The sequence below is a fragment of the Mixta sp. Marseille-Q2659 genome, from assembly GCF_940807255.1.
Lineage (GTDB): Bacteria > Pseudomonadota > Gammaproteobacteria > Enterobacterales > Enterobacteriaceae > Mixta.
Genome location: NZ_CALNWY010000019.1, coordinates 55,885 through 77,085, shown reverse-complemented (window position 1 = coordinate 77,085; position 21,201 = coordinate 55,885). Strand labels below are relative to the sequence as shown.

Here is a 21,201-nt window from a genome sequence, read left to right as displayed (position 1 = left end):
ATCCCTTCGGTGCCGCCCGCCAGTCCCTCATCGAGACGTGAGTTACGGGTGTTTTCATACTGCGCAAAGTTTTTGGTGCTGATGCCGTTATCCCAGGCTCCGGTCCAGGTGACGGCAAAATTCTGCCGATAAAGCCGGTTGGTTTCTTTGCCGTAATATTTATCTACCAGAGCATTGGTATTGGTGTTCTGGGTATCGCCTGCATAGAGATTGCCCTGGCGACTATAGCCTGCCTCAAACTCCAGCGCCTGCATCGGCGCAAAAGCCCAGCGCAGCAGCGCGTTAATATCCTTGTTTTCTACCCCTTCCCGGCCAGACGGCACCGTATCGGCATAGCTGCCGGTACGTAATGACTGATGTCCTTCGTTAATATACTGCGCATCCGCCTGGGTTTTACTCAGGCCGCCATAAAGACGGAAACTCACATCGTCGCCAAGCGGGCCGCTCAGACTAAAGTTGGTGCGCTTTGTATCGCCCTCTTCCTTATGCTGCGGCACGTTATAATACGTATCCCACGAGCCGTGCCAGCCGTCGTTTTCTTTTTTGGTAATGATATTAACCACGCCGCCAGCGGCACCATTGCCGTAACGCGCCGCCGCCGGGCCGCGAATGACGTCGATATGATCGATCATTTCCGCAGGCACCCAGCTGGTATCGCCACGCGTATCGCGTTCACCGCGCCAGCCAAGGCGCACGGAGTTGCGGCTGGTTACCGGCCTGCCGTCAATCATAATGAGCGTGTTTTCCGGGCCCATACCGCGAATATCAATCTGACGGCTGTTACCGCGTTGACCGCTGGTTGAGTTACCGGTCAGGTTAACGCCCGGCATCGTGCGGATCACTTCGGAGACATCCCGCGCGGGAGGATGTTTTTTAATTTGGTCTGCCGAGATGGTGGAGACGCCCGGCGCCTGTAAAGTTTGTTGTTGGGCCGTAACGACTAAAGTGCCATCTTCGGCGCTGGTATCGTCTGAAGCCTGCGTGTCTGCTGCCATGCTGTTCATGCTTATCAGTCCGCCAGCCAGCGTGAGCGGCATAAGAAGCTGGTAAGCTATGTAGTGTTTCTTTTTCATTTTATTTCCGTTATTGATGCCAGTTTATTCACCCTGTTAACAAGCGGAAACAGATTATTGAAAATGAAAATGATTATCAATATTGTTATTGATTAACTTTTGCTTTTTTGACGATTGGGGAACCGCATGTTTAATCAGGTACAACCCGGCAGCGAAGCGTGGTGGCAGGAAAAGATTCAGGCGGGTATCCCCGCCATAACGGCGATGTCAGCGGATCGCTGTCAGACCACCTTTTACTGGCGCGATCCGGAAGGTGATGAGATGCGTTCTTCCACGCGCCGCGTATGGTTAAACATCACCGGCGTGACCGATCATCATCGTCAGCAGCGCCCTTTTTCGCTACAGCGCATCGCCGGAACCGACGTGTGGCAAGGCGAGGTTACGCTCAGCAGCCGCTGGCGCGGCAGCTATTGCCTGATTCCCAGCAAAGACGTCGCCGATTTTCCTGCAGAGGATCTGGCAGCCGATCGACTACGCAGCTGGTGGAAATCTCATTTACCCGCCGCAATTGCCGATCCGCTGAATCCTTTGCGGAGCTGGCGTAATGGCCGCGGACATGCTGTTTCTCCATTACATATGCCAGCAGCGCCGCCGCAGCCCGCCTGGCACAATCTGGATCGCGGCGCGGCTCCAACCGGCAGCCAGCCTGTCAGCCGCTTTTGGCACAGTTCGCGTCTTGCCAACCGCCGCTCTGTCTGGCTGCTGCAAACGGGAGAAGCTAAGGAAGCGCCACGCCCGCTGGCCGTTCTGTTAGACGGACAGTTTTGGGCCAACACAATGCCGGTAGCTGCTCCACTACATGAGCTGACGCAGCAGGGAAAGCTTCCCCCAGCCTGTTATCTTTTTATCGATTCTGTGGGAACCACCCAGCGCAGCCATGAGCTGACCTGTAATCCTGAATTTTGGCTGGCTGTACAGGAGGAGCTGCTGCCGCAGGTCAGCGACGGGTTGCCAGCATGGGATCGCACTCTGCCGACGCTGGTGGCCGGACAAAGCTACGGCGGCCTGTCCGCGCTTTATGCTGCCCTCAGCTGGCCTCATATCTTCAACGGCGCCGTCAGCCTGTCAGGTTCGTTCTGGTGGCCCGATCGTCACACGGCCGATAGCGGCGGTTTTCTGGGTGAACAACTCAGGCAGGGTTTAGGTTCAGCAGGCGCTCAGTCTCTGTGGCTGGAAGCCGGACTGCATGAAAAGATAATTTTGCAATCTAACCGAACGCTGCTGCCGCTGCTGCAGTCGTTCGGTCATGATGTTCATTATCGGGAGTTTCAAGGCGGTCACGATGCACTATGCTGGCGCGGCGGTCTTACGGATGGCTTGCAGACGCTGTGGGCGGCGCTGTGCTAAACAGCCGTTCAATACGCGTGAGTAAATGTCCGGCGCTGTAATAATCCAGACGAAAGCTGTCCGCTCCCAACGCCATTACGCGCCGCTGCTGTACCGCCGGCGCAGCGGCCAGCAAAGGCTCTTTCATAAACGTTGCCACATCGCTATCCTCAGCGGCAAACAGCAAAAAGGTTTTGCCGGTCAGACCGGTGACCAGCCCCTCGCCGCTTATCTGCAATTTGTCACGCCGCTGTTGCAGATCGATGCGGGCAAACTTTATCGGCAGCGGCGCCAGCGTGAAGCCAAGCTGCTGTAACAGCTGCCCCTGGGCCGAGTCGCTGGTCCAAAGATTGATCAGCGGGCCGTGGCGGTTATAGACGAAAGCGGAAACCGGCTGCGGCGGCAGCGTAATCTTTTGCTTTATCTGTTGTAAACGCCGATCAAAATCGGCAATGCGCTGTTTGGCCTGCGCTTCATGACCTGTTGCCTGTCCCAGATCCTGCATCACCTGCTGCCAGCTTTTATCGTCATAGTTAATGACCAGCGTTGGTGCGATTGCTGCCAGCTGAGGATAGAGCGCCAGCGCCGAATCATTCCCCGTGGCACTGACAACAATCAGGTCGGGCTGCGCGGCCGCAATCATTTCAATCGATGGCTCACCATTGTAAAGCCGCTGTACATGACGCTGTCGCGCAATGTCGCCCCACTGGCGGAAAAAACCCTGCTGGTCAGTAAAGCGCTTGCCAGGCATCGCGGCTGCACTGGCGACAACCGGCGCATCAATAGCCAACAGAGAGCCCGTTAAAGTGACGCTGGTGGAAACAATGCGCTGCGGCGGCTGCGTTAAAATAATGGTTTCTTTGCCGCTGGTCAGCTGGCGCGGCCATCCTGTCTGGCTGGCAGTAGCGGAAAACGCGCTGCTTAACGCAACGATTACTATGCTAAGCAGAAAACAACATTGGCGATAAAGCATGATCTATCCCGACGGTAAATTAGACGGTAATGATAATCATTTTCCTTAGCGTCTCGCTACTGTTGTTCTGTTCAGTCTGAAAAAAGGCAATAAAAAACCCGGCGATAAGCCGGGCTTTTTACTGGCGTGATTAACGCTGATAGATGATTTCGACGCCTTCGTCGTCATCTTCATCCCAGTCGTCATCCCACTCTTCATCTTCCACTTCTTCTGCCTGTTCCAGCGCTTCACGATGGTAGTCGTCCCACATGAATTCCGCTTTCTCAGGTTTTTTCTCTTCCTCTTCCACTTCTTTCGGATTGGCATTGAGGAAGGACATAACATCCCAGCACAGGGTATTAACGCCGGTCTGGCTGGCGGCAGAGATAAGGTAATATTTTTCATCCCAGCCAAGCGCTTCCACAATCGCTTTCGCGCGCGTTTCAGCTTCTTCTTTGTCCAGCAGATCGACTTTGTTAAAGACCAGCCAGCGTGGCTTGTTATACAGCTTTTCGTTGTATTTTTTCAGCTCGCCAAGAATAATGCGCGCATTTTCTACCGGATCGGACTCATCAATCGGGGCCAGATCGATCAGGTGCAGCAGCACGCGGCAGCGCTCCAGATGTTTCAGGAAGCGGATCCCTAAGCCTGCGCCGTCGGCGGCGCCTTCAATCAGGCCAGGAATGTCAGCAACCACAAAGCTCTGCTCATTATCCATACGTACTACACCCAGGCTTGGCACCAGCGTGGTAAAGGGATAATCAGCTACTTTCGGCTTCGCCGCAGAAACGGCGCGGATAAAGGTAGATTTACCGGCATTCGGCAGGCCCAGCATGCCCACGTCCGCCAGCAACATCAGCTCCAGCTGCAGATCGCGTTTTTCGCCTGGCGTACCCATGGTCTTTTGACGCGGCGTACGGTTAACCGAAGACTTAAAGCGCGTATTGCCCAGACCGTGCCAGCCACCTTTAGCCACCATCAGCTTCTGCTCATGGCGCGTCAAATCGCCCAGCGTTTCGCCGGTGCCCTGATCGATAACGCGGGTGCCGACCGGCACTTTAATCACGATATCTTTACCGCGTTTACCGGTACAGTCACGGCTCTGTCCATTTTGTCCGCGTTCAGCACGGAACGATTTTTCAAAGCGGTAATCGATCAGTGTGTTCAGGTTTTCATCGGCCAACAGATAAACGTCACCGCCGTCACCGCCGTCACCGCCGTCCGGGCCGCCTTTAGGAATATATTTTTCGCGGCGGAAGCTGACGCAACCATTACCGCCGTCACCTGCAACGACCAGAATCGTCGCTTCATCAACAAACTTCATTTACCTTCTCCGTAAATCATTCACCTGGCATCCGGACGCGCCGGTGCGGCTTTATTCCGCCGAGGCCATAAGCGATGACCCGTTGCGGAACGACTGTACATAAATTGTACAGCAAATCAGGCAAGCTCAAAATGTAAAAAGCCCCGCAATGTTCTGCGGGGCTTTCATTCTCTGGCAGGCAGATTAATCAGCCTGCAGCACGATAACCTTACTCAGCAACGATGCTGACGTATTTACGGTTTTTCGGGCCTTTAACTTCGAATTTCACTTTACCGTCTGCGGTAGCAAACAGAGTGTGGTCACGGCCAAGACCAACGTTGGTGCCGGCGTGGAACTTGGTGCCACGCTGACGAACGATGATGTTGCCAGCCAGTACAGATTCACCGCCGAAACGTTTTACGCCCAGGCGCTGTGCATTAGAGTCGCGACCGTTACGTGTCGAGCCGCCAGCCTTTTTGTGTGCCATTTGTCAGATCTCCTCTCAGGCGCTGATGCCAGTGATTTTCACATCAGTGAACCACTGACGGTGGCCCTGCTGCTTACGGTAGTGTTTACGACGACGAAACTTAACGATTTTAATTTTCTCGCCACGACCGTGAGCAACAACTTCTGCTTTGATCACGCCACCTGAAACCAGCGGTGCGCCGATAGTTACTTCGTCACCGTTTGCAATCATCAGAACCTGATCGAACTCAATTGTTTCGCCGGTTGCGATGTCCAGCTTTTCCAGGCGAACGGTTTGACCTTCGCTTACTCGGTGTTGTTTACCACCACTTTGGAAAACCGCGTACATATAAAACTCCGCTTCTGCGCTTGCCCTCTTCAATTGTCAGGCGGCGCGATAAATATTCACAATAGGGCGCGAATTCTACGCAAAATTCCCTGGTTTGACAAGAGGACATAGCAAAGGATTGCAGAAAAAAAACGCAGCGCCATACTCAGGATTCAAGAGCCTCGTTTTTCAAGTACAATCTGTAATACATTACGTGGCACAGACATGGGCAAAGTCGCTTAACATGGCGCTGAATAGAGCAATAGCTGAACAGACTGATGAATTTAGAACAAATTAATGAATTAACCGCGCAGGATATGGCGGCCGTCAACGAGACCATTCTCTCACAGCTGAATTCAGATGTTTCGCTCATCAATCAGTTGGGTTACTACATTATCAGCGGCGGCGGAAAGCGTATTCGTCCAATGATTGCCATTCTTGCGGCACGCGCGCTTGGATACCAGGAAAATCAGCATGTGACGATCGCCGCGCTGATTGAATTTATTCATACCGCCACGCTGCTGCATGATGATGTGGTTGATGAATCCGATATGCGCCGCGGGAAAGCGACAGCGAACGCAGCTTTCGGCAATGCGGCCAGCGTACTGGTCGGCGATTTTATTTATACGCGCGCCTTCCAGATGATGACCAGCCTCGGCTCGCTGCGTATTCTGGCGTTGATGTCAGAAGCGGTAAACGTTATCGCCGAAGGCGAAGTGTTGCAGCTGATGAACTGTAACGACCCCGATATTACCGAAGAAAGCTATATGCACGTGATTTACAGCAAAACGGCACGGCTTTTTGAGGCTGCCGCGCAATCTTCCGGTATTCTCGCTGGCGCAACCGCTGAGCAGGAACAGGCGTTACAGGATTATGGCCGCTATCTGGGCACCGCTTTTCAGCTGATTGACGATCTGCTTGATTACAGCGCCGATGGGCAAACGCTGGGGAAAAACGTGGGCGACGATCTCAGCGAAGGTAAGCCGACGCTGCCGCTGCTGCACGCTATGCGTCACGGCAATGCGCAGCAAACCGCGATGATCCGCGAAGCGATTGAACAGGGAAATGGCCGTCATCTGCTGGATCCGGTGCTGGAAACGATGCGCCAGTGCGGTTCGCTGGAATGGACGCGCAGCCGCGCGGAGCAGGAAGCGGATAAAGCCATTGCCGCTTTGCAGGCGTTGCCTGAGTCCCCCTGGCGCAGTGCGCTGGAAGCGCTGGCGCATATGGCCGTGCAACGCGATTCCTGATGTTTTTCGGGAGCGCTGGTTAAGGCTCCCACTCTCCCCTTTCCCCCGGCTATTCCTCGTTCGTTTGCAGTTATTTACCAGGCTTTTGCGAAGAGAAACACACTTTATTGGAATCATTTAAAATTTACTGGAAACTAACGGATTCCTTTTGCTATAAAAACTCACGTATTTGAATGAAACCAGCTAAATGCTCAGAACAAACATACCCTTTCCTCTGATTCATTTAATTTAAAGTTTCTTAAAAATACCAGTTATATCTGTGAGATAAAATGAGCATAGGGAGAAGTGCGCTATGAGTGATGTGAATACAATAAAACAAGACTGGCATGCAGCAGATATTATCGCCGCCCTGCATAAAAAGGGAACTTCCCTTGCCGCTCTGTCCCGTCAGGCTGGCCTGAGTTCTTCAACACTGGCAAACGCGCTGAATCGCCCCTGGCCGAAGGGAGAATGGCTGATCGCCGAAGCCATTGCCGTACATCCAGCGGAAATTTGGCCCAGCCGCTATTACGATCCGATAACCAAGCAGCTTATTGATCGTAAGAAACTAATTCGCTCGCGCTCCTGAGCCAGCCTCCGTTAAAAAAATAGCCCCCGCTAAGCGGGAGCTGTTTTAAATATCGGACATTGCCGGCCAACTTTGCTGCGCAGCTTACTCGCCTTTAACACGCTCGATTTGGGCGCCTAACGCGATCAGTTTATCTTCGATATGCTCATAACCGCGATCGATATGATAAATACGATCTACGATGGTCGTACCTTCCGCAACGCATCCCGCCAATACTAAGCTGGCAGAAGCACGCAGATCGGTCGCCATAACCTGCGCGCCTGACAGCTTCTCAACGCCATAACAAATCGCCGTATTGCTTTCGATTTCCGCATGCGCGCCCATACGAATCAGTTCCGGGATATGCATGAAGCGGTTTTCAAAGATAGTTTCGGTAATGACGCCAGTGCCTTCCGCGACCAGGTTGAGCAGCGTAAATTGCGCCTGCATGTCGGTAGGAAAGCCCGGATGCGGCGCGGTGCGCACGTTAACGGCCTTCGGACGTTTACCGTGCATATCAAGGCTGATCCAGTCCTCGCCCGTTTCGATCTCGGCACCCGCTTCACGCAGTTTTGCCAGCACCGCATCCAGCGTATCGGGCTGCGTTTTATGGCAAACCACCTTGCCGCCGGAGATCGCTGCGGCAACCAAGAAGGTGCCGGTTTCGATACGATCCGGTAATACGCGATAAACGCCGCCGCCCAAACGCTCAACGCCTTCAATCGTGATACGATCGCCGCCTGCACCGCTGATCTTAGCGCCCAGCGTATTCAGGAAGTTTGCGGTATCGACAATCTCCGGCTCACGCGCGGCATTTTCAATTACGGTAGTGCCAGTTGCCAGCGTCGCCGCCGACATAATGGTCACCGTCGCGCCGACGCTGACCTTATCCATCACGATATGCGCGCCTTTCAGGCGTCCATTAACGGAGGCTTTAACGTAACCTTCTTCCAGCTTGATTTCCGCGCCTAACTGCTCCAGGCCGGTGATATGCAAATCTACCGGACGCGCGCCAATCGCGCAGCCGCCAGGCAAAGAGACCTGGCCCTGGCCAAAACGCGCCACCAGCGGCCCCAGGGCCCAAATGGATGCGCGCATGGTTTTCACCAGCTCATAAGGCGCGCAGTAAATATTGACGTTACTGGCATCAAGATGCACCGAGCCGTTGCGCTCCGCTTTTACCCCAAGCTGGCTGAGCAGCTTCATGGTGGTATCAATGTCCTTTAGTTTCGGGACATTTTGAATCTCTACCGGCTCTTCAGCCAGCAGAGCGGCGAACAGGATCGGCAACGCGGCATTTTTAGCGCCGGAAATGGTCACTTCACCACTTAGCCGGGTTGGACCCTGTACACGAAATTTATCCATTGCAACTGCTCTCTTTGTCAGAACTCAAAAGGCCGTCAGGGCGCGGAACAGAAGCCGCGCCAACCGCTTAAAAACCGTTTAGCTTACGATCCCGTTCCCACTCTTCAGGCGTATACGTTTTGATGGATACCGCATGGATACGATTGTCAGCGATATATTCCATCAGAGGTGCATAAACCGTTTGCTGCTTCTTAACACGGCTCAGCTCAGCAAATAACTCACCGACGGCAATAACCTGGAAATGGCTGCCGTCGCCGCTCACATGTACTTCTTTTAATGGCAGTGCATTCATCAGCACTGTTTGAATTTCACTATTTTCCATGATTTTCTTGTATTCGATTGATGATAAACAGGCTCATATCTTAGTTGAAAGCGCATTTATCTTAAACAAACAAAAAGCCCCTGACGGAGCAGGGGCTTATGCAGGAAGCCGGAGTTATCAGGCGGGATTTTCTGCAGAAACAATAATCTGCTGTAAATTATAGAGCGTTATCAGCGAGTGTAATTTATCCGTGATGCCGCTGAAAACCGGGCTGTTGCCCTGCTGCTGCGCAATCTGGCGCAGGTGAACCAGCAGCGCCAGCCCCGATGAGTCAACGCGTTGCAGGCCGGAAACATCGATTACCTCAATATGCTGCATAACGGTTTCTCGCTGTTGCCACAGTCCAAGCAGTGTTTCCCGGTCCAGCTCCCCATGCAGGCGAAGCGTTTTCGCTTCAACCTGCCAGCTCAGAAGATCAGCCATTATTTTTTTGATCCAGCGTAATAGGCTGCGCCGCGTATTTTTTCAGCAGCTGCGTCAGGCCGTCGACGCCGGGTACGCAGCGTATCGCTCCACTCATTTTGCTTCGTGGTGATCATGCTGATCCCTTCGGCAATCATGTCATAGGCTTGCCATTCGCCGGTGCGGCTGTTTTTACGCCACTGGAAATCCAGACGCACCGGAGGACGGCCGTTAGGATCGATAATGCTGACGCGAATAGCGACAATGTTCGCGTTGCCGAGCGGCTGCTCCGGCGCGATTTGATAAGTTTGTCCGTGATAAAGCGCCAGCGCCTGACCATAAGCCTGCGCCAGATAGTCACCAAACGCCTGGAAATAAGCTTCGCGCTGCGCTGGCGTGGCTTCGCGGTAATAACGACCTAATACCAGCGCACCGGCATATTTGATCTGTACATAGGGGAGCAATTCCTGGCGCACAATCTCGCGCAGATAATTTGGATCCTGCTTGATCTTAGGCTGTTCATTTTTCAGACGGGTAAAGGTTTTCGCCGCCGCCTCATTCATCAGCTTATAAGGATTAGTCTGGTCTGCTGCATTTGCCGCCAGCGGCGCAATGACCAGCATAGCGACCATCAGTAAACGTTTAAACATACGTATAGCCTCTTAGGGTTGTACTGAATTAGCAGGAGCCGGCGCTGATGGCGCGTTTTGCTCCCCTTGCGTGCCTTGATTACCGTCGCCGTTCTTATACAAGAACTGACCGATGAGATCTTCCAGCACCAGCGCTGACTTCGTATCCTGTAACGTATCGCCATCTTTCAATATTGCCGTTCCCATATCGGGATCGTCAAAGCCGACGTTTAACGCCAGGTACTGCTCGCCCAGCAATCCTTGTGTACGAATAGCCAACGAACTGGTATCGGGAATGTGGTTGTATTTATCTTCAATTTCCATGGTTACGCGTGGCGACATGGTTTTCTCATCCAGAGAAATATCCGTAACGCGTCCGATGACGACGCCGCCAATTTTGACCGGAGAACTGGTTTTTAGCCCGCCGATATTGTTAAAGGTAGCGTAGAGCTTCCAGGTCGGTTCGGTTCCCAGCGATTTCACATCCGCTACGCGCAGACAAAGAAACAGGATGGCGACCAGCGCCAGCAGCATGAACGCTCCGACTCCAATTTCACTTTTTTTCGTTTGCATTGCCTTAGTTCCCAAACATCAGTGCCGTCAGCACAAAATCTAATCCGAGTACCGCCAGTGACGAATGTACAACGGTACGCGTAGTAGCCCGGCTGATCCCTTCCGAAGTCGGGATCGCATCATAGCCGTTAAACAACGCGATCCAGGTCACCGTGATGGCAAACACCGCGCTTTTAATCAGGCAGTTAATAATATCGGTACGGAAATCTACCGCGTTCTGCATCGCCGACCAGAAGAATCCGGGATCTATCCCTTTCCAACTGACGCCTACCAGCGCGCCGCCCCAAATGCCGACGGCGGTAAAAATCAGCGCCAGTAAAGGCATACTGATAAAGCCAGCCCAGAAGCGTGGAGAGATGACCCGGCGCAGCGGATCCACCGCCATCATTTCCATACTGGAGAGCTGCTCGGTAGCTTTCATCAGGCCAATTTCAGCCGTGAGCGCCGAACCAGCGCGTCCGGCAAACAGTAAGGCCGTGACGACCGGCCCCAGTTCGCGCAGCAGCGACAGCGCCACCAGCATCCCCAGGCTGGTTTCAGCGCTATACGTGGTTAGCACCAGGTAGCCTTGCAGCCCCAGCACCATGCCGATAAACAGACCGGAAACCAGAATAATGAGTAATGACATCACGCCGACGCTATAGAGCTGCTTAAGCAGCAGCGGCGCATGTTTGCGAAACTCTGGTTTACCGGCCAGCGCATGAAACAACATCAGGCCCGCCCGGCCAAAAGCAGCGCAGGTTTGGATCCCTTGACGTCCCAGCGACGCCAGAGCATTTAAGAACATCGGTTTATTGACTCCCTGAACCGGTAAGATCGGCGAAATAGTCGCCAGCCGGATAGCGGAAAGGCACCGGCCCATCAGCGATACCATCAATGAACTGGCGCACGCGCGCATCAGGATTTTCCTGTAGCGCCTTTGTTGTTCCCTGAGCAATGATTTTTTGCCCGGCAACAATATAGGCGTAATCAGCAATGCTCAAGACTTCCGGCACATCGTGCGACACCACAATACAGGTCATACCTAGCGAATGATTAAGCTCATCGATCAATTTGACCAGCACGCCCATGGTAATCGGGTCCTGGCCGACAAACGGCTCGTCGAACATGATGAGATCGGGCTCCAGCGCAATCGCGCGCGCCAGCGCCGCGCGTCGCGCCATCCCGCCGGACAGCTCTGAAGGCATCAGCTTCGCCGCACCGCGCAAACCAACCGCCTCCAGCTTCATCATTACCGTGCTGTGCAACAACGGCGCAGGTAAGCGGGTATGTTCCCGCAGCGGCCAGGCCACATTTTCATAAACATTAAGATCGGTAAAAAGCGCCCCGGACTGGAACAGCATGCTCATGCGTTTGCGCGTTTCATAGAGACGCGAGCGCGAGAGTTTAGGAATATTTTCTCCATCAAACCAGATCTCTCCGGCGTCCGGCTGTAGCTGCCCGCCAATAAGGCGCAGCAGGGTTGTTTTACCGATGCCGGAAGGCCCCATGATGGCGGTGACTTTTCCTTTTGGCACCGTTAACGAGATATTGTCGAAAATGGTGCGGTTACCACGGGTAAAGCTAACTCCATGGACTTCCACCAGATTCGTAGATGGCTGCTGCATTGCTACCTCTGTTACCCATTTCAGGCGATTCAAATCGTGAATGTTAATCGCACCCGACAGACAATAGCCGCGAGTTTTACAGAAACTTACCGCCTCGTCGTAGCGAAAATCGGCATAAGTTTTACTTTTTGCTCGCAGACGGTCAAAATCATCGCCATTCTTTATAGCGCCTGCAAAAAAACGAGTCTGGCAAACCGACGAGTATAACCGATCCAAGGATTTTTCATGCTTTTAGCCGCTGCACTGTTAGTTATCGGTTTAGTTTTACTGGTCTATGGAGCCGATCGTTTAGTGTTTAGTGCCGCCATTCTTTGCCGTTCGTTGGGCATTCCGCCGCTGATCATTGGCATGACCATCGTCGGCATCGGCACGTCGTTGCCTGAGCTGATTGTTTCCTTTACTGCCGTCACGCACGGGCAGATGGATATGGCGGTCGGCACCGTGATGGGTTCGAATATCACCAATATTTTGCTGATTCTGGGCGGCGCGGCGCTGCTGCATCCTCTGACGGTGCATTCCAACCTAGTGCGCCGCGAACTGCCGCTGATGCTGCTGGTGACCTTGCTGAGCGGCCTCGTCCTGTTTGATAACCGGTTAAGCCGTGGCGATGGCATCGTCTTGATCGGCATCGCTCTGCTCTATCTGCTGTTTATTATTCGCATTGCCCGCCGCGCCGAACGGGATAACAGCGATACGCTTACGCGCGAGCAGCTGGCGGAACTGCCACGTGACGATGCCGGTAATACGGTCGCATTTCTGTGGCTGGCGGTTGCGCTGATTATTTTGCCCATGTCAACGCGCATGGTGATCGATAACGCCACCGTGATCGCCGATTACTTCGGCGTTAGCGAACTGGTGATTGGGCTGACGATTATTTCAGTAGGTACCAGCCTGCCGGAGCTGGCGACCGTGATCGCTGGCGCATTAAAAGGAGAAGATGATATTGCCATTGGCAACCTTATCGGCTCCAACATTTATAATCTGGCTATTGTGCTGGGCTTGCCGGCCCTGCTTCAGCCCGGCGATTTCGACAGTGACGCCTTTGCGCGTGATTACTGGATTATGCTGGGCGTCAGCGCACTGTTTATGCTGATTTGTTTACAGCGCAGCCGCCGAATCGGTCGCCGCGCCGGCGCGATTTTATTAATCGGTTTCATCGCCTGGGTAGCGGTACTCTACCTGGAGCCATTTAGTCTCAACGGATAAAGGACTGAATATTAATGACTCACATTATGCCCGAGCCGGGTTTTGATTTCCGAAAAGCCGGTAAAGAAGTACTGGATATTGAACGTCAGGGGCTGGAACAGCTCGATCAGTATATTAACGACGACTTTTCCCGCGCCTGCGAAATGATGTTCTTTTGCCAGGGAAAAGTGGTGGTCATGGGCATGGGCAAATCAGGACATATCGGCAAAAAGATGGCGGCAACCTTTGCCAGCACCGGTACACCGGCCTTTTTTGTCCATCCTGCCGAAGCCAGCCACGGCGATTTGGGCATGGTTAGCCCCAGCGACGTCGTTATCGCGATTTCCAATTCCGGCGAATCGAACGAGATTCTGGCACTGATTCCGGTACTGAAAAGGCTTAAGGTTGCGCTGATTTGCGTGACCAGCCGCCCCGATAGCAGCATGGCGCGCGCGGCGGATATTCATCTCTGTGTTAAAGTGCCGCAGGAAGCCTGTCCGCTGGGCCTGGCACCAACCACCAGCACCACGGCGACGCTGGTCATGGGCGACGCGCTGGCCGTTGCGCTGCTCAAAGCGCGTGGCTTTACTGCTGAAGACTTCGCACTTTCTCATCCAGGTGGCGCGCTGGGACGCAAGCTGTTGCTGCGCGTCAGTGATATCATGCATACCGGCGACGAAATCCCTCACGTCACCAAAGAAGCTTCGCTACGCGATGCCCTGCTGGAAATTACGCGTAAAAACCTGGGCATGACGGCAATCGTCGATGATTTGATGCAAATCCAGGGCATTTTTACCGATGGCGACCTGCGTCGCGTATTTGATATGGGCATCGATTTTCAACATGCTTCTATCGCCAGCGTGATGACGCCGGGCGGCATCCGCGTACGCCCCAATATGTTGGCAGTGGATGCGCTAAACCTGATGCAGAGTAAGCATATTACGGCGATCATGGTGGCCGACGGCGACCAGTTGATTGGTATCGTACATATGCATGACATGCTGCGCGCCGGCGTAGTGTAAACCGAATGGAAATGAGAATGACGCAAGAACTGGATGTCGTGGAAACCTGCTACGGCGCGGTACGCCAGGACATAATCAAACGCGCCAGCGCAATTCGCCTGTTAATCTGCGATGTGGACGGCGTAATGTCTGATGGCCTGATTTATATGGGCAACAGCGGCGAAGAGCTGAAAGCGTTTAACGTGCGGGATGGCTATGGCATTCGTTGCCTGCTGACATCCGATATTGAAGTGGCGATTATCACCGGCCGCCGCGCTAAATTGCTGGAAGACCGCTGCCAGACATTGGGCATTACACATCTTTACCAGGGCCAGTCCGATAAGCTTTTGGCCTTCCGGGAACTTCTGGATACACTGTCGTTATCTCCGGATCAGGTCGCCTATATCGGCGATGATTTAATCGACTGGCCGGTAATGGCGCAGGTTGGTCTCAGCGTGGCGGTCGCTGATGCCCATCCGTTGCTGCTGGGACGCGCTAACTATGTGACCCGCATCGCCGGCGGCCGTGGCGCAGTGCGTGAAGTTTGCGATCTGATTTTGATCGCCCAGGATAAGTTTGATGATGCCAAAGGGCAATCGGTATGAGTAAAACCAGGCGTTGGATAACGCTATTACTGGCGTTGATTGCCATTATCTTGATCGGCTGGAATCTTGCGGGAACTGATGAAACGCAGGCGCCGGTTGAAATGGATAATCAGGAGCCGACCTATACCAGTGCGAACTCCAGCACGGTGGTCTATAACCCGACCGGCAGCCTGAGCTACAAACTGGTGTCGGATAAGGTGACCTACTTTTCCGCCGATGAGGTCAGCTGGTTTGATAATCCGCTGATGACCACCTACGACGACAATAAAATTCCTGCCTGGTCAGTACGTGCGGATAAAGCCAAACTGACTAAAGATCGCATGCTCTATCTGTACGGTCATGTTGAAGTGAACAGCCTGACGAAAGATGCACAGCTTGAGCGGATTAAGACTGATAACGCGCAGGTAAATCTGGTTACGCAGGATGTAATGTCCAACGACCAGGTAACGCTTTATGGCCGCAGCTTTAATTCCACTGGTATGAAAATGCGCGGTAATTTACGGACGAAAACGGCCGAGCTGATTGAAAAGGTCAAAACTAATTATGAAATCAATGAACAACCACAGCCTTAAGTTACTGCTTATCAGTACCCTGCTGGCCACCAGTATTCCGGCTTTCGCATTAACCGGCGATTCTGAAAAGCCGGTGAACATCGACTCGGCTAACCAGGCGCTGGATATGCAAGGTAATGTCGCGACCTTTACCGGCAACGTTATTGTGACGCAGGGTTCGATCAAAATTACCGCGGATAAAGTGGTCGTCACCCGCCCCGGCGGTGATAACAAAAAAACCGTAGTTGATGCTTACGGCAATCCCGCGACCTTTTATCAACTGCAGGATGATGGGAAGCCGGTAAAAGGCCACGCGTCAAAGATGCGCTATGAACTGGCGAAAGATTTCGTCGAACTGACCGGCAACGCCTATATCGAGCAGTTGGACAGCAATGTAAAAGGCGATCGCATTACCTATCTGGTGAAAGAGCAGAAAATGCAGGCCTCAAGCGCTGGCGAGAATAAGCGCGTAACGACGGTACTGGTGCCTTCGCAACTGCAGGATAAACCCGCCTCATCTACTGGCCAAAAGAAGAGTAACTAATTCGTATGGCAACACTACTCGCTGAAAATCTGGCGAAAGCCTATAAGGGCCGCCGTGTGGTGGAGGATGTCAGCCTTCAGGTTAAATCAGGCGAAATCGTCGGGCTGCTTGGTCCGAACGGCGCGGGCAAAACCACCACCTTTTATATGGTTGTTGGCATTGTGCCGCGCGATGCGGGCCGCATTGTCATCGATGATGAAGATATCAGCATTCTGCCGCTGCATGCGCGCGCACGTCGCGGTATCGGCTATCTGCCGCAGGAAGCTTCTATCTTCCGCCGTCTGAGCGTTTATGACAATCTGATGGCCGTACTGCAGGTACGGGACGATTTGACCACCGAGCAGCGCGAAGATCGCGCTAAAGAGCTGATGGAAGAGTTTCATATCGAACATCTGCGTAATAGCCTTGGCCAGGCGTTATCGGGCGGCGAACGTCGGCGTGTAGAAATCGCACGTGCGCTGGCGGCGAATCCTAAATTTATCCTGTTGGATGAGCCTTTTGCCGGCGTTGACCCTATTTCGGTGATTGATATTAAAAAGATTATCGAACACCTGCGCGACAGCGGGCTTGGCGTACTGATCACCGACCATAACGTGCGTGAAACGCTGGCCGTTTGCGAACGTGCCTATATCGTCAGCCAGGGCCATTTGATCGCTCACGGCACCCCGGAGGCGATCCTGGCCGATGAACAAGTGAAGCGCGTCTATTTGGGTGAAGAGTTCAGACTCTGATATGGTGTCAGTTATGGCGGTGTTTTATCAGGAATCTGTATTCTGAATATGAAGCAAGGTTTGCAACTCAGGCTCAGTCAGCAGCTGGCGATGACGCCGCAGCTACAGCAGGCAATTCGTTTGCTACAGCTTTCCACGCTGGAACTCCAACAGGAGATTCAGCTGGCGCTGGAGAGTAATCCGCTGCTTGAGCAGACCGATATCCATGAAGAGGTGGATTCTCGCGAGTATAGCGAAAGTGAAATGCTTGATACGCGGGAAGCACTTGAGCAAAAGGATATGCCGGACGAGTTGCCCCTTGATGCCACCTGGGATGAGATCTACACGGCCGGTACGCCCTCAGGCACCGGCAATGATTATCGCGATGATGAACTGCCGGTTTATCAGGGCGAAACCACCCAATCGCTGCAGGATTACCTGATGTGGCAGGTAGAACTGACGCCCTTTACCGATACCGATCGCGCTATTGCAACCTCTATTGTCGATGCCATTGATGATACGGGCTACCTGACCGTGACGCTGGATGAGATCCGCGACAGCATTGGCAACGAAGAGCTGGCGCTGGATGAAGTTGAAGCGGTATTAAAGCGCATTCAGCGCTTCGATCCGATCGGCGTTGGCGCCCGCGATTTGCGCGACTGCTTGCTGGTACAGCTCTCCCAGTATTCACGCGCGACGCCGCTGCTTGCGGAAGCGCAACTCATTGTCGACCAACACCTCGATCTGTTGGCGAACCACGATTTTCGCAGCCTGATGCGCGTGACGCGCCTGAAAGAAGAGGTATTAAAAGGCGCGATGGCGCTGATTCAGTCGCTCGATCCCCGGCCCGGTCAGTCGGTTAATACCAGCGAGCCGGAATATGTCATTCCTGACGTTCTGGTGCGTAAAATCGGCAATCGTTGGACGGTGGAGTTAAATGGCGATAGCGTTCCGCGCCTCAAGATAAATCAGCAGTATGCCGCTCTGGGCAGCTCAACGCGTAACGAGAGCGATAGCCAGTTTATCCGCACCAACCTGCAGGATGCGAAGTGGCTGATTAAAAGCCTTGAAAGCCGTAATGATACGCTATTGAAAGTGACGCGCTGTATTGTCGAACAGCAGCAGGCTTTTTTCGAACAGGGCGAAGAGTTTATGCGCCCGATGGTGCTGGCAGATATTGCCCAGGCCGTCGATATGCACGAATCCACCATCTCCCGCGTGACTACCCAAAAATATCTTCACAGCCCACGCGGCATTTTCGAATTGAAATACTTTTTCTCCAGCCATGTGAATACCGAAGGCGGCGGCGAAGCCTCATCAACGGCTATTCGCGCGCTGGTGAAAAAGCTTATCTCGGCGGAAAACCCCGCCAAACCGCTGAGCGACAGCAAGCTGACCTCCATGTTGTCTGAGCAAGGCATTATGGTAGCGCGCCGCACTGTCGCCAAGTACCGCGAGTCTTTGTCCATCCCGCCATCGAACCAGCGTAAGCAATTGGTTTGATCATCACTGAGAAGGAAGACGCTATGCAACTCAACATTACCGGGCAACATATTGAAATCACTAGTGCTTTACGTGACTTCGTGAACAATAAATTTGCCAAACTGGAACAATATTCGGACCGGATAACCCAGGTTCATATTGTGCTAAAGGTAGAACGAGTCCAGCAGATTGCCGAAGCAACGCTGCACGTTAGCGGTGGCGAACTGCACGCAACGTCTGAAGCTGATGATATGTATGCGGCGATTGATGGTTTAATTGATAAGCTGGCTCGCCAGCTAACCAAACATAAAGACAAATTAAAACAACACTAACCTTCACGCGGCGGAAGGAAAAACAGGCCGACAGCTTATCGGAGACGATAGTACGGCGCTGACAGGGGCGATCTTTTTCGCCCCCTTTTTCCATTCACGCCACGCTGGCAATTTTTTACTGCTTTTCTCGTCGCAAGACGCGTAAAGTAGCGCGATGCGCCAGTAAATGTGAATATACAGAAACTATGATGAATAACGAACTCTCACTGGAACTCAGCTCTGTACTTAATCTTGACTGTACCCGCAGCGGAGTACATTGCCAGAGCAAAAAGCGGGCACTGGAAATCATCAGTGAACTGGCTGCCAAGCAGCTCAACCTGCCGCATCAGACGGTTTTTGAAGCTATTCTGACGCGTGAACGTATGGGCAGTACCGGTATTGGCAACGGCATAGCGATTCCGCACGGCAAGCTGGAAGAGGATACGCTGCGCGCCGTGGGCGTTTTTATTCGCCTCGATCAGCCTATCGCGTTTGATGCGATTGATAACCAGCCGGTCGATTTGCTGTTCGCCTTGCTGGTGCCAGCGGATCAATGTAAAACACACCTGCATACCCTTTCGCTGGTAGCGAAGCGACTGGCCGACAAAACCGTTTGCCGTCGGCTGCGGGCAGCGCAAAGCGATGAAGATTTATATGAAATCATCACCGCGACGCCAGAAGAAAATCACTAATTAGTCAGCTTGCACTTTTGCCCGCGCCGGACAGCCGGTAGCGGGTTAAATGGGGAGATAACTTAATGGTGCTGATGATCGTCAGCGGTCGTTCAGGCTCAGGGAAATCTGTCGCGCTACGCGCGCTGGAAGATATGGGTTTTTACTGTGTCGATAACCTGCCGGTAGCGCTACTGCCCGACCTGGCAAGCTCGCTGGTAGAACGTAACATTTCCGCTGCTGTCAGTATTGACGTGCGCAATATGCCGGAGTCGCCGGATGTACTGGAAAAAGCATTAACTAACCTGCCCGGCAGCTTCTCGCCCCAGCTACTTTTTCTTGATGCCGATCGTAATACACTGATTCGTCGTTATAGCGATACCCGCCGCCTGCATCCACTCTCCAGCAAAAATTTGTCGCTGGAAAGCGCCATTGATGAAGAGAACGATCTTCTGGAGCCGCTACGCTCACGCGCCGATCTGATCGTTGATACCTCTGAAATGTCTGTGCATGAACTGGCCGAAATGCTGCGTACGCGCCTGCTTGGCAAGCGTGAACGCGAACTGACTATGGTGTTTGAATCTTTTGGCTACAAGCATGGGATTCCTATCGACGCCGATTATGTCTTCGACGTGCGCTTTCTTCCCAATCCGCACTGGGATCCCAAACTGCGCCCGATGACCGGCCTCGATCGTCCCGTTGCGGCATTCCTCGATCGTCATACGGAAGTTCATAACTTCATTTATCAGACGCGCAGCTATCTGGAACTCTGGCTGCCGATGCTGGAAACCAATAATCGCAGCTATTTAACGGTGGCTATCGGCTGTACCGGCGGCAAGCACCGCTCCGTTTATATTGCCGAACAGCTGGCTGATTATTTCCGCTCGCGCGGTAAAAATGTTCAATCCCGTCATCGCACGCTGGAAAAACGTAAATCATGACCGCCAGACAAACCGTTGAGATTAAAAATAAGCTGGGCATGCACGCACGCCCGGCAATGAAGCTGTTTGAGCTGGTACAGAGTTTTGATGCGGAAGTGCTGCTGCGTAATGAGGCGGGCACCGAGGCCGAAGCCAGCAGCGTGATTGCCCTGCTAATGCTCGATTCAGCAAAAGGCGGACATATTGAAATTGAAGCCAGCGGCCCGCAAGAACAGCAGGCGCTGGCAGCCGTCATTGAGCTTTTTGAAGCAGGTTTTGACGAAGAGTAATTAAATTACAGATGCTGCCGTTGGATAAAGCCGACGCCGCCCAGCTGGCGCATCTGACGCATAATCCACGCCTGACGCTGGCGGACATAAGCCGAAGGCGCATCAACCCGAAAACGCAGCGGATTAGGTAATACCGCCGCCAGCAACGCGGCCTCAGCCATCGTCAAACGGCTGGCAGGTTTATGAAAATAGTGTTGCGATGCAGCCTCAACGCCAAAAATACCGTCACCGAATTCTGCAATATTTAAATAGACGGTGAGAATACGTCTTTTACTCCAGACGCCTTCTAATCCTAGCGTCAAGCCCGCCTCAAGCCCTTTGCGTACCCAGCTGCGTCCATCCCAGAGGAACAAATTCTTTGCCGTTTGCTGTGAAATCGTCGAGGCGCCACGCAAGCGTCCGTTCTCTTTATCAAGTACTGATTCAATCGCTTCGACATCAAATCCCCAATGTTGAGGAAACTTTTGATCCTCAGCAGCGATAACCGCCAGCGGCATCCACGGCGCGATTCCATCTCGGGAAACCCAGCTGGAATGCGCAACCCAGGAAAAATCACCCCGAAGCCAGGCAGAAATTTGCCGCTCTGCCATAACGGCTGAAAATGGAACCGGAAGAAAGGCGAAAATGATGATGCCCGCCAGCCAAAGACCAATAACCGCTATCAGCAAACGCGTCAGCCAACGCCTGCCGGTACGTAATACACCGCTTTTAATTTTTCCCATGCGTTTTTGTCCATTACATGTTTTTTTCACTTATCAATTACTCTTGATACCGCTCTGTTCCAGGGTG

General features: G+C 53.1%; 26 protein-coding genes and 1 pseudogene. 14 read left to right on the top strand and 13 right to left on the bottom strand.

From position 1 onward, the window contains the following. A partial coding sequence (locus tag P3C52_RS14160) for a FepA family TonB-dependent siderophore receptor (RefSeq protein ID WP_275555617.1) occupies positions 1–1,073 on the bottom strand: 1,073 nt, incomplete at its 3' end. A gap of 126 nt (positions 1,074–1,199) precedes the next feature. Here P3C52_RS14160 and fes point away from each other — a divergent pair. Beyond that, entirely contained in the window at positions 1,200–2,420 is a 1,221-nt protein-coding gene (gene fes, locus P3C52_RS14155; RefSeq protein WP_275555616.1) for an enterochelin esterase, read from the top strand. On the opposite strand, the gene fepB is transcribed toward fes, so the two are convergent. From fepB to rplU, 4 genes are all read right to left on the bottom strand, one after another. Beyond that, positions 2,380–3,372, bottom strand: a complete 993-nt coding sequence (gene fepB, locus P3C52_RS14150; protein WP_275555615.1) for a Fe2+-enterobactin ABC transporter substrate-binding protein — start codon at positions 3,370–3,372, stop codon at positions 2,380–2,382. The genes fes and fepB overlap by 41 nt on opposite strands. A gap of 130 nt (positions 3,373–3,502) precedes the next feature. Beyond that, positions 3,503–4,675 (bottom strand): Obg family GTPase CgtA, encoded by a 1,173-nt coding sequence (gene cgtA / locus P3C52_RS14145; protein ID WP_275555614.1) that lies wholly within the window; start codon positions 4,673–4,675, stop codon positions 3,503–3,505. Between the two features lie 208 nt (positions 4,676–4,883). Then, the gene (rpmA, locus tag P3C52_RS14140; RefSeq protein ID WP_160623278.1) at positions 4,884–5,141 is read right to left on the bottom strand and encodes a 50S ribosomal protein L27; all 258 of its coding nucleotides are present in this window, start codon (positions 5,139–5,141) and stop codon (positions 4,884–4,886) included. A gap of 15 nt (positions 5,142–5,156) precedes the next feature. Beyond that, positions 5,157–5,468: a 50S ribosomal protein L21 gene (gene rplU / locus P3C52_RS14135; RefSeq protein WP_275555613.1), complete on the bottom strand. Its 312-nt coding sequence runs from the start codon at positions 5,466–5,468 to the stop codon at positions 5,157–5,159. A 257-nt stretch (positions 5,469–5,725) separates the two neighbouring features. On the opposite strand from rplU, the gene ispB reads away from it, so the two are divergent. Beyond that, on the top strand, positions 5,726–6,697 hold the full coding sequence (gene ispB / locus P3C52_RS14130; protein ID WP_275555612.1) for an octaprenyl diphosphate synthase: 972 nt from the start codon (positions 5,726–5,728) through the stop codon (positions 6,695–6,697). Between the two features lie 301 nt (positions 6,698–6,998). Further along, on the top strand, positions 6,999–7,265 hold the full coding sequence (locus tag P3C52_RS14125) for a helix-turn-helix transcriptional regulator (RefSeq protein WP_275555620.1): 267 nt from the start codon (positions 6,999–7,001) through the stop codon (positions 7,263–7,265). Between the two features lie 84 nt (positions 7,266–7,349). Here the strand turns inward: P3C52_RS14125 and murA are convergent, their stop codons facing one another. From murA to mlaF, 7 genes and pseudogenes are all read right to left on the bottom strand, one after another. Further along, entirely contained in the window at positions 7,350–8,609 is a 1,260-nt protein-coding gene (gene murA / locus P3C52_RS14120; protein WP_275555611.1) for a UDP-N-acetylglucosamine 1-carboxyvinyltransferase, read from the bottom strand. 67 nt (positions 8,610–8,676) lie between these two features. Continuing rightward, on the bottom strand, positions 8,677–8,931 hold the full coding sequence (gene ibaG, locus P3C52_RS14115) for a BolA family iron metabolism protein IbaG (protein ID WP_103060619.1): 255 nt from the start codon (positions 8,929–8,931) through the stop codon (positions 8,677–8,679). Between the two features lie 117 nt (positions 8,932–9,048). Next, complete coding sequence (mlaB, locus tag P3C52_RS14110) at positions 9,049–9,354, bottom strand: lipid asymmetry maintenance protein MlaB (protein WP_275555610.1); 306 nt, start codon at positions 9,352–9,354, stop codon at positions 9,049–9,051. After that, positions 9,347–9,983 (bottom strand): annotated as a pseudogene (gene mlaC / locus P3C52_RS14105) (phospholipid-binding protein MlaC). Before mlaC ends, mlaB begins: the two are co-directional and overlap by 8 nt. Positions 9,984–9,995: 12 nt before the next feature. Next, positions 9,996–10,535, bottom strand: a complete 540-nt coding sequence (gene mlaD / locus P3C52_RS14100; RefSeq protein ID WP_275555609.1) for an outer membrane lipid asymmetry maintenance protein MlaD — start codon at positions 10,533–10,535, stop codon at positions 9,996–9,998. Positions 10,536–10,539: 4 nt separating this feature from the next. Next, a complete protein-coding gene (mlaE, locus tag P3C52_RS14095; protein WP_275555608.1) occupies positions 10,540–11,322 on the bottom strand; it encodes a lipid asymmetry maintenance ABC transporter permease subunit MlaE in 783 nt (260 codons plus the stop codon). A gap of 4 nt (positions 11,323–11,326) precedes the next feature. Then, positions 11,327–12,142 (bottom strand): phospholipid ABC transporter ATP-binding protein MlaF, encoded by an 816-nt coding sequence (mlaF, locus tag P3C52_RS14090; RefSeq protein WP_275555607.1) that lies wholly within the window; start codon positions 12,140–12,142, stop codon positions 11,327–11,329. 225 nt (positions 12,143–12,367) lie between these two features. Between mlaF and P3C52_RS14085 the strand changes: the two genes are divergently transcribed. From P3C52_RS14085 to npr, 11 genes are all read left to right on the top strand, one after another. After that, entirely contained in the window at positions 12,368–13,348 is a 981-nt protein-coding gene (locus P3C52_RS14085) for a calcium/sodium antiporter (protein WP_275555606.1), read from the top strand. A 14-nt stretch (positions 13,349–13,362) separates the two neighbouring features. Next, the gene (kdsD, locus tag P3C52_RS14080; protein ID WP_275555605.1) at positions 13,363–14,349 is read left to right on the top strand and encodes an arabinose-5-phosphate isomerase KdsD; all 987 of its coding nucleotides are present in this window, start codon (positions 13,363–13,365) and stop codon (positions 14,347–14,349) included. Positions 14,350–14,366: 17 nt separating this feature from the next. Continuing rightward, positions 14,367–14,933: a 3-deoxy-manno-octulosonate-8-phosphatase KdsC gene (kdsC, locus tag P3C52_RS14075; RefSeq protein WP_275555604.1), complete on the top strand. Its 567-nt coding sequence runs from the start codon at positions 14,367–14,369 to the stop codon at positions 14,931–14,933. Beyond that, a complete protein-coding gene (lptC, locus tag P3C52_RS14070) occupies positions 14,930–15,505 on the top strand; it encodes an LPS export ABC transporter periplasmic protein LptC (RefSeq protein ID WP_275555603.1) in 576 nt (191 codons plus the stop codon). Before kdsC ends, lptC begins: the two co-directional genes overlap by 4 nt. After that, the gene (lptA, locus tag P3C52_RS14065; protein WP_275555601.1) at positions 15,477–16,028 is read left to right on the top strand and encodes a lipopolysaccharide ABC transporter substrate-binding protein LptA; all 552 of its coding nucleotides are present in this window, start codon (positions 15,477–15,479) and stop codon (positions 16,026–16,028) included. Before lptC ends, lptA begins: the two co-directional genes overlap by 29 nt. Positions 16,029–16,033: 5 nt before the next feature. Further along, positions 16,034–16,759: an LPS export ABC transporter ATP-binding protein gene (gene lptB / locus P3C52_RS14060; RefSeq protein ID WP_275555600.1), complete on the top strand. Its 726-nt coding sequence runs from the start codon at positions 16,034–16,036 to the stop codon at positions 16,757–16,759. Between the two features lie 48 nt (positions 16,760–16,807). Further along, positions 16,808–18,241, top strand: a complete 1,434-nt coding sequence (rpoN, locus tag P3C52_RS14055) for an RNA polymerase factor sigma-54 (RefSeq protein ID WP_275555599.1) — start codon at positions 16,808–16,810, stop codon at positions 18,239–18,241. Positions 18,242–18,264: 23 nt separating this feature from the next. After that, positions 18,265–18,552, top strand: a complete 288-nt coding sequence (gene hpf, locus P3C52_RS14050) for a ribosome hibernation promoting factor (RefSeq protein ID WP_275555598.1) — start codon at positions 18,265–18,267, stop codon at positions 18,550–18,552. A 188-nt stretch (positions 18,553–18,740) separates the two neighbouring features. After that, complete coding sequence (gene ptsN / locus P3C52_RS14045) at positions 18,741–19,223, top strand: PTS IIA-like nitrogen regulatory protein PtsN (protein WP_275555597.1); 483 nt, start codon at positions 18,741–18,743, stop codon at positions 19,221–19,223. Between the two features lie 65 nt (positions 19,224–19,288). Then, on the top strand, positions 19,289–20,143 hold the full coding sequence (gene rapZ / locus P3C52_RS14040; RefSeq protein WP_275555596.1) for an RNase adapter RapZ: 855 nt from the start codon (positions 19,289–19,291) through the stop codon (positions 20,141–20,143). Then, positions 20,140–20,412: a PTS phosphocarrier protein NPr gene (npr, locus tag P3C52_RS14035; protein WP_275555595.1), complete on the top strand. Its 273-nt coding sequence runs from the start codon at positions 20,140–20,142 to the stop codon at positions 20,410–20,412. The genes rapZ and npr overlap by 4 nt, the downstream gene beginning before the upstream one ends. A gap of 5 nt (positions 20,413–20,417) precedes the next feature. On the opposite strand, the gene mtgA is transcribed toward npr, so the two are convergent. Continuing rightward, on the bottom strand, positions 20,418–21,134 hold the full coding sequence (mtgA, locus tag P3C52_RS14030; protein WP_275555594.1) for a monofunctional biosynthetic peptidoglycan transglycosylase: 717 nt from the start codon (positions 21,132–21,134) through the stop codon (positions 20,418–20,420). Between the last annotated feature and the right edge of the window lie 67 nt (positions 21,135–21,201).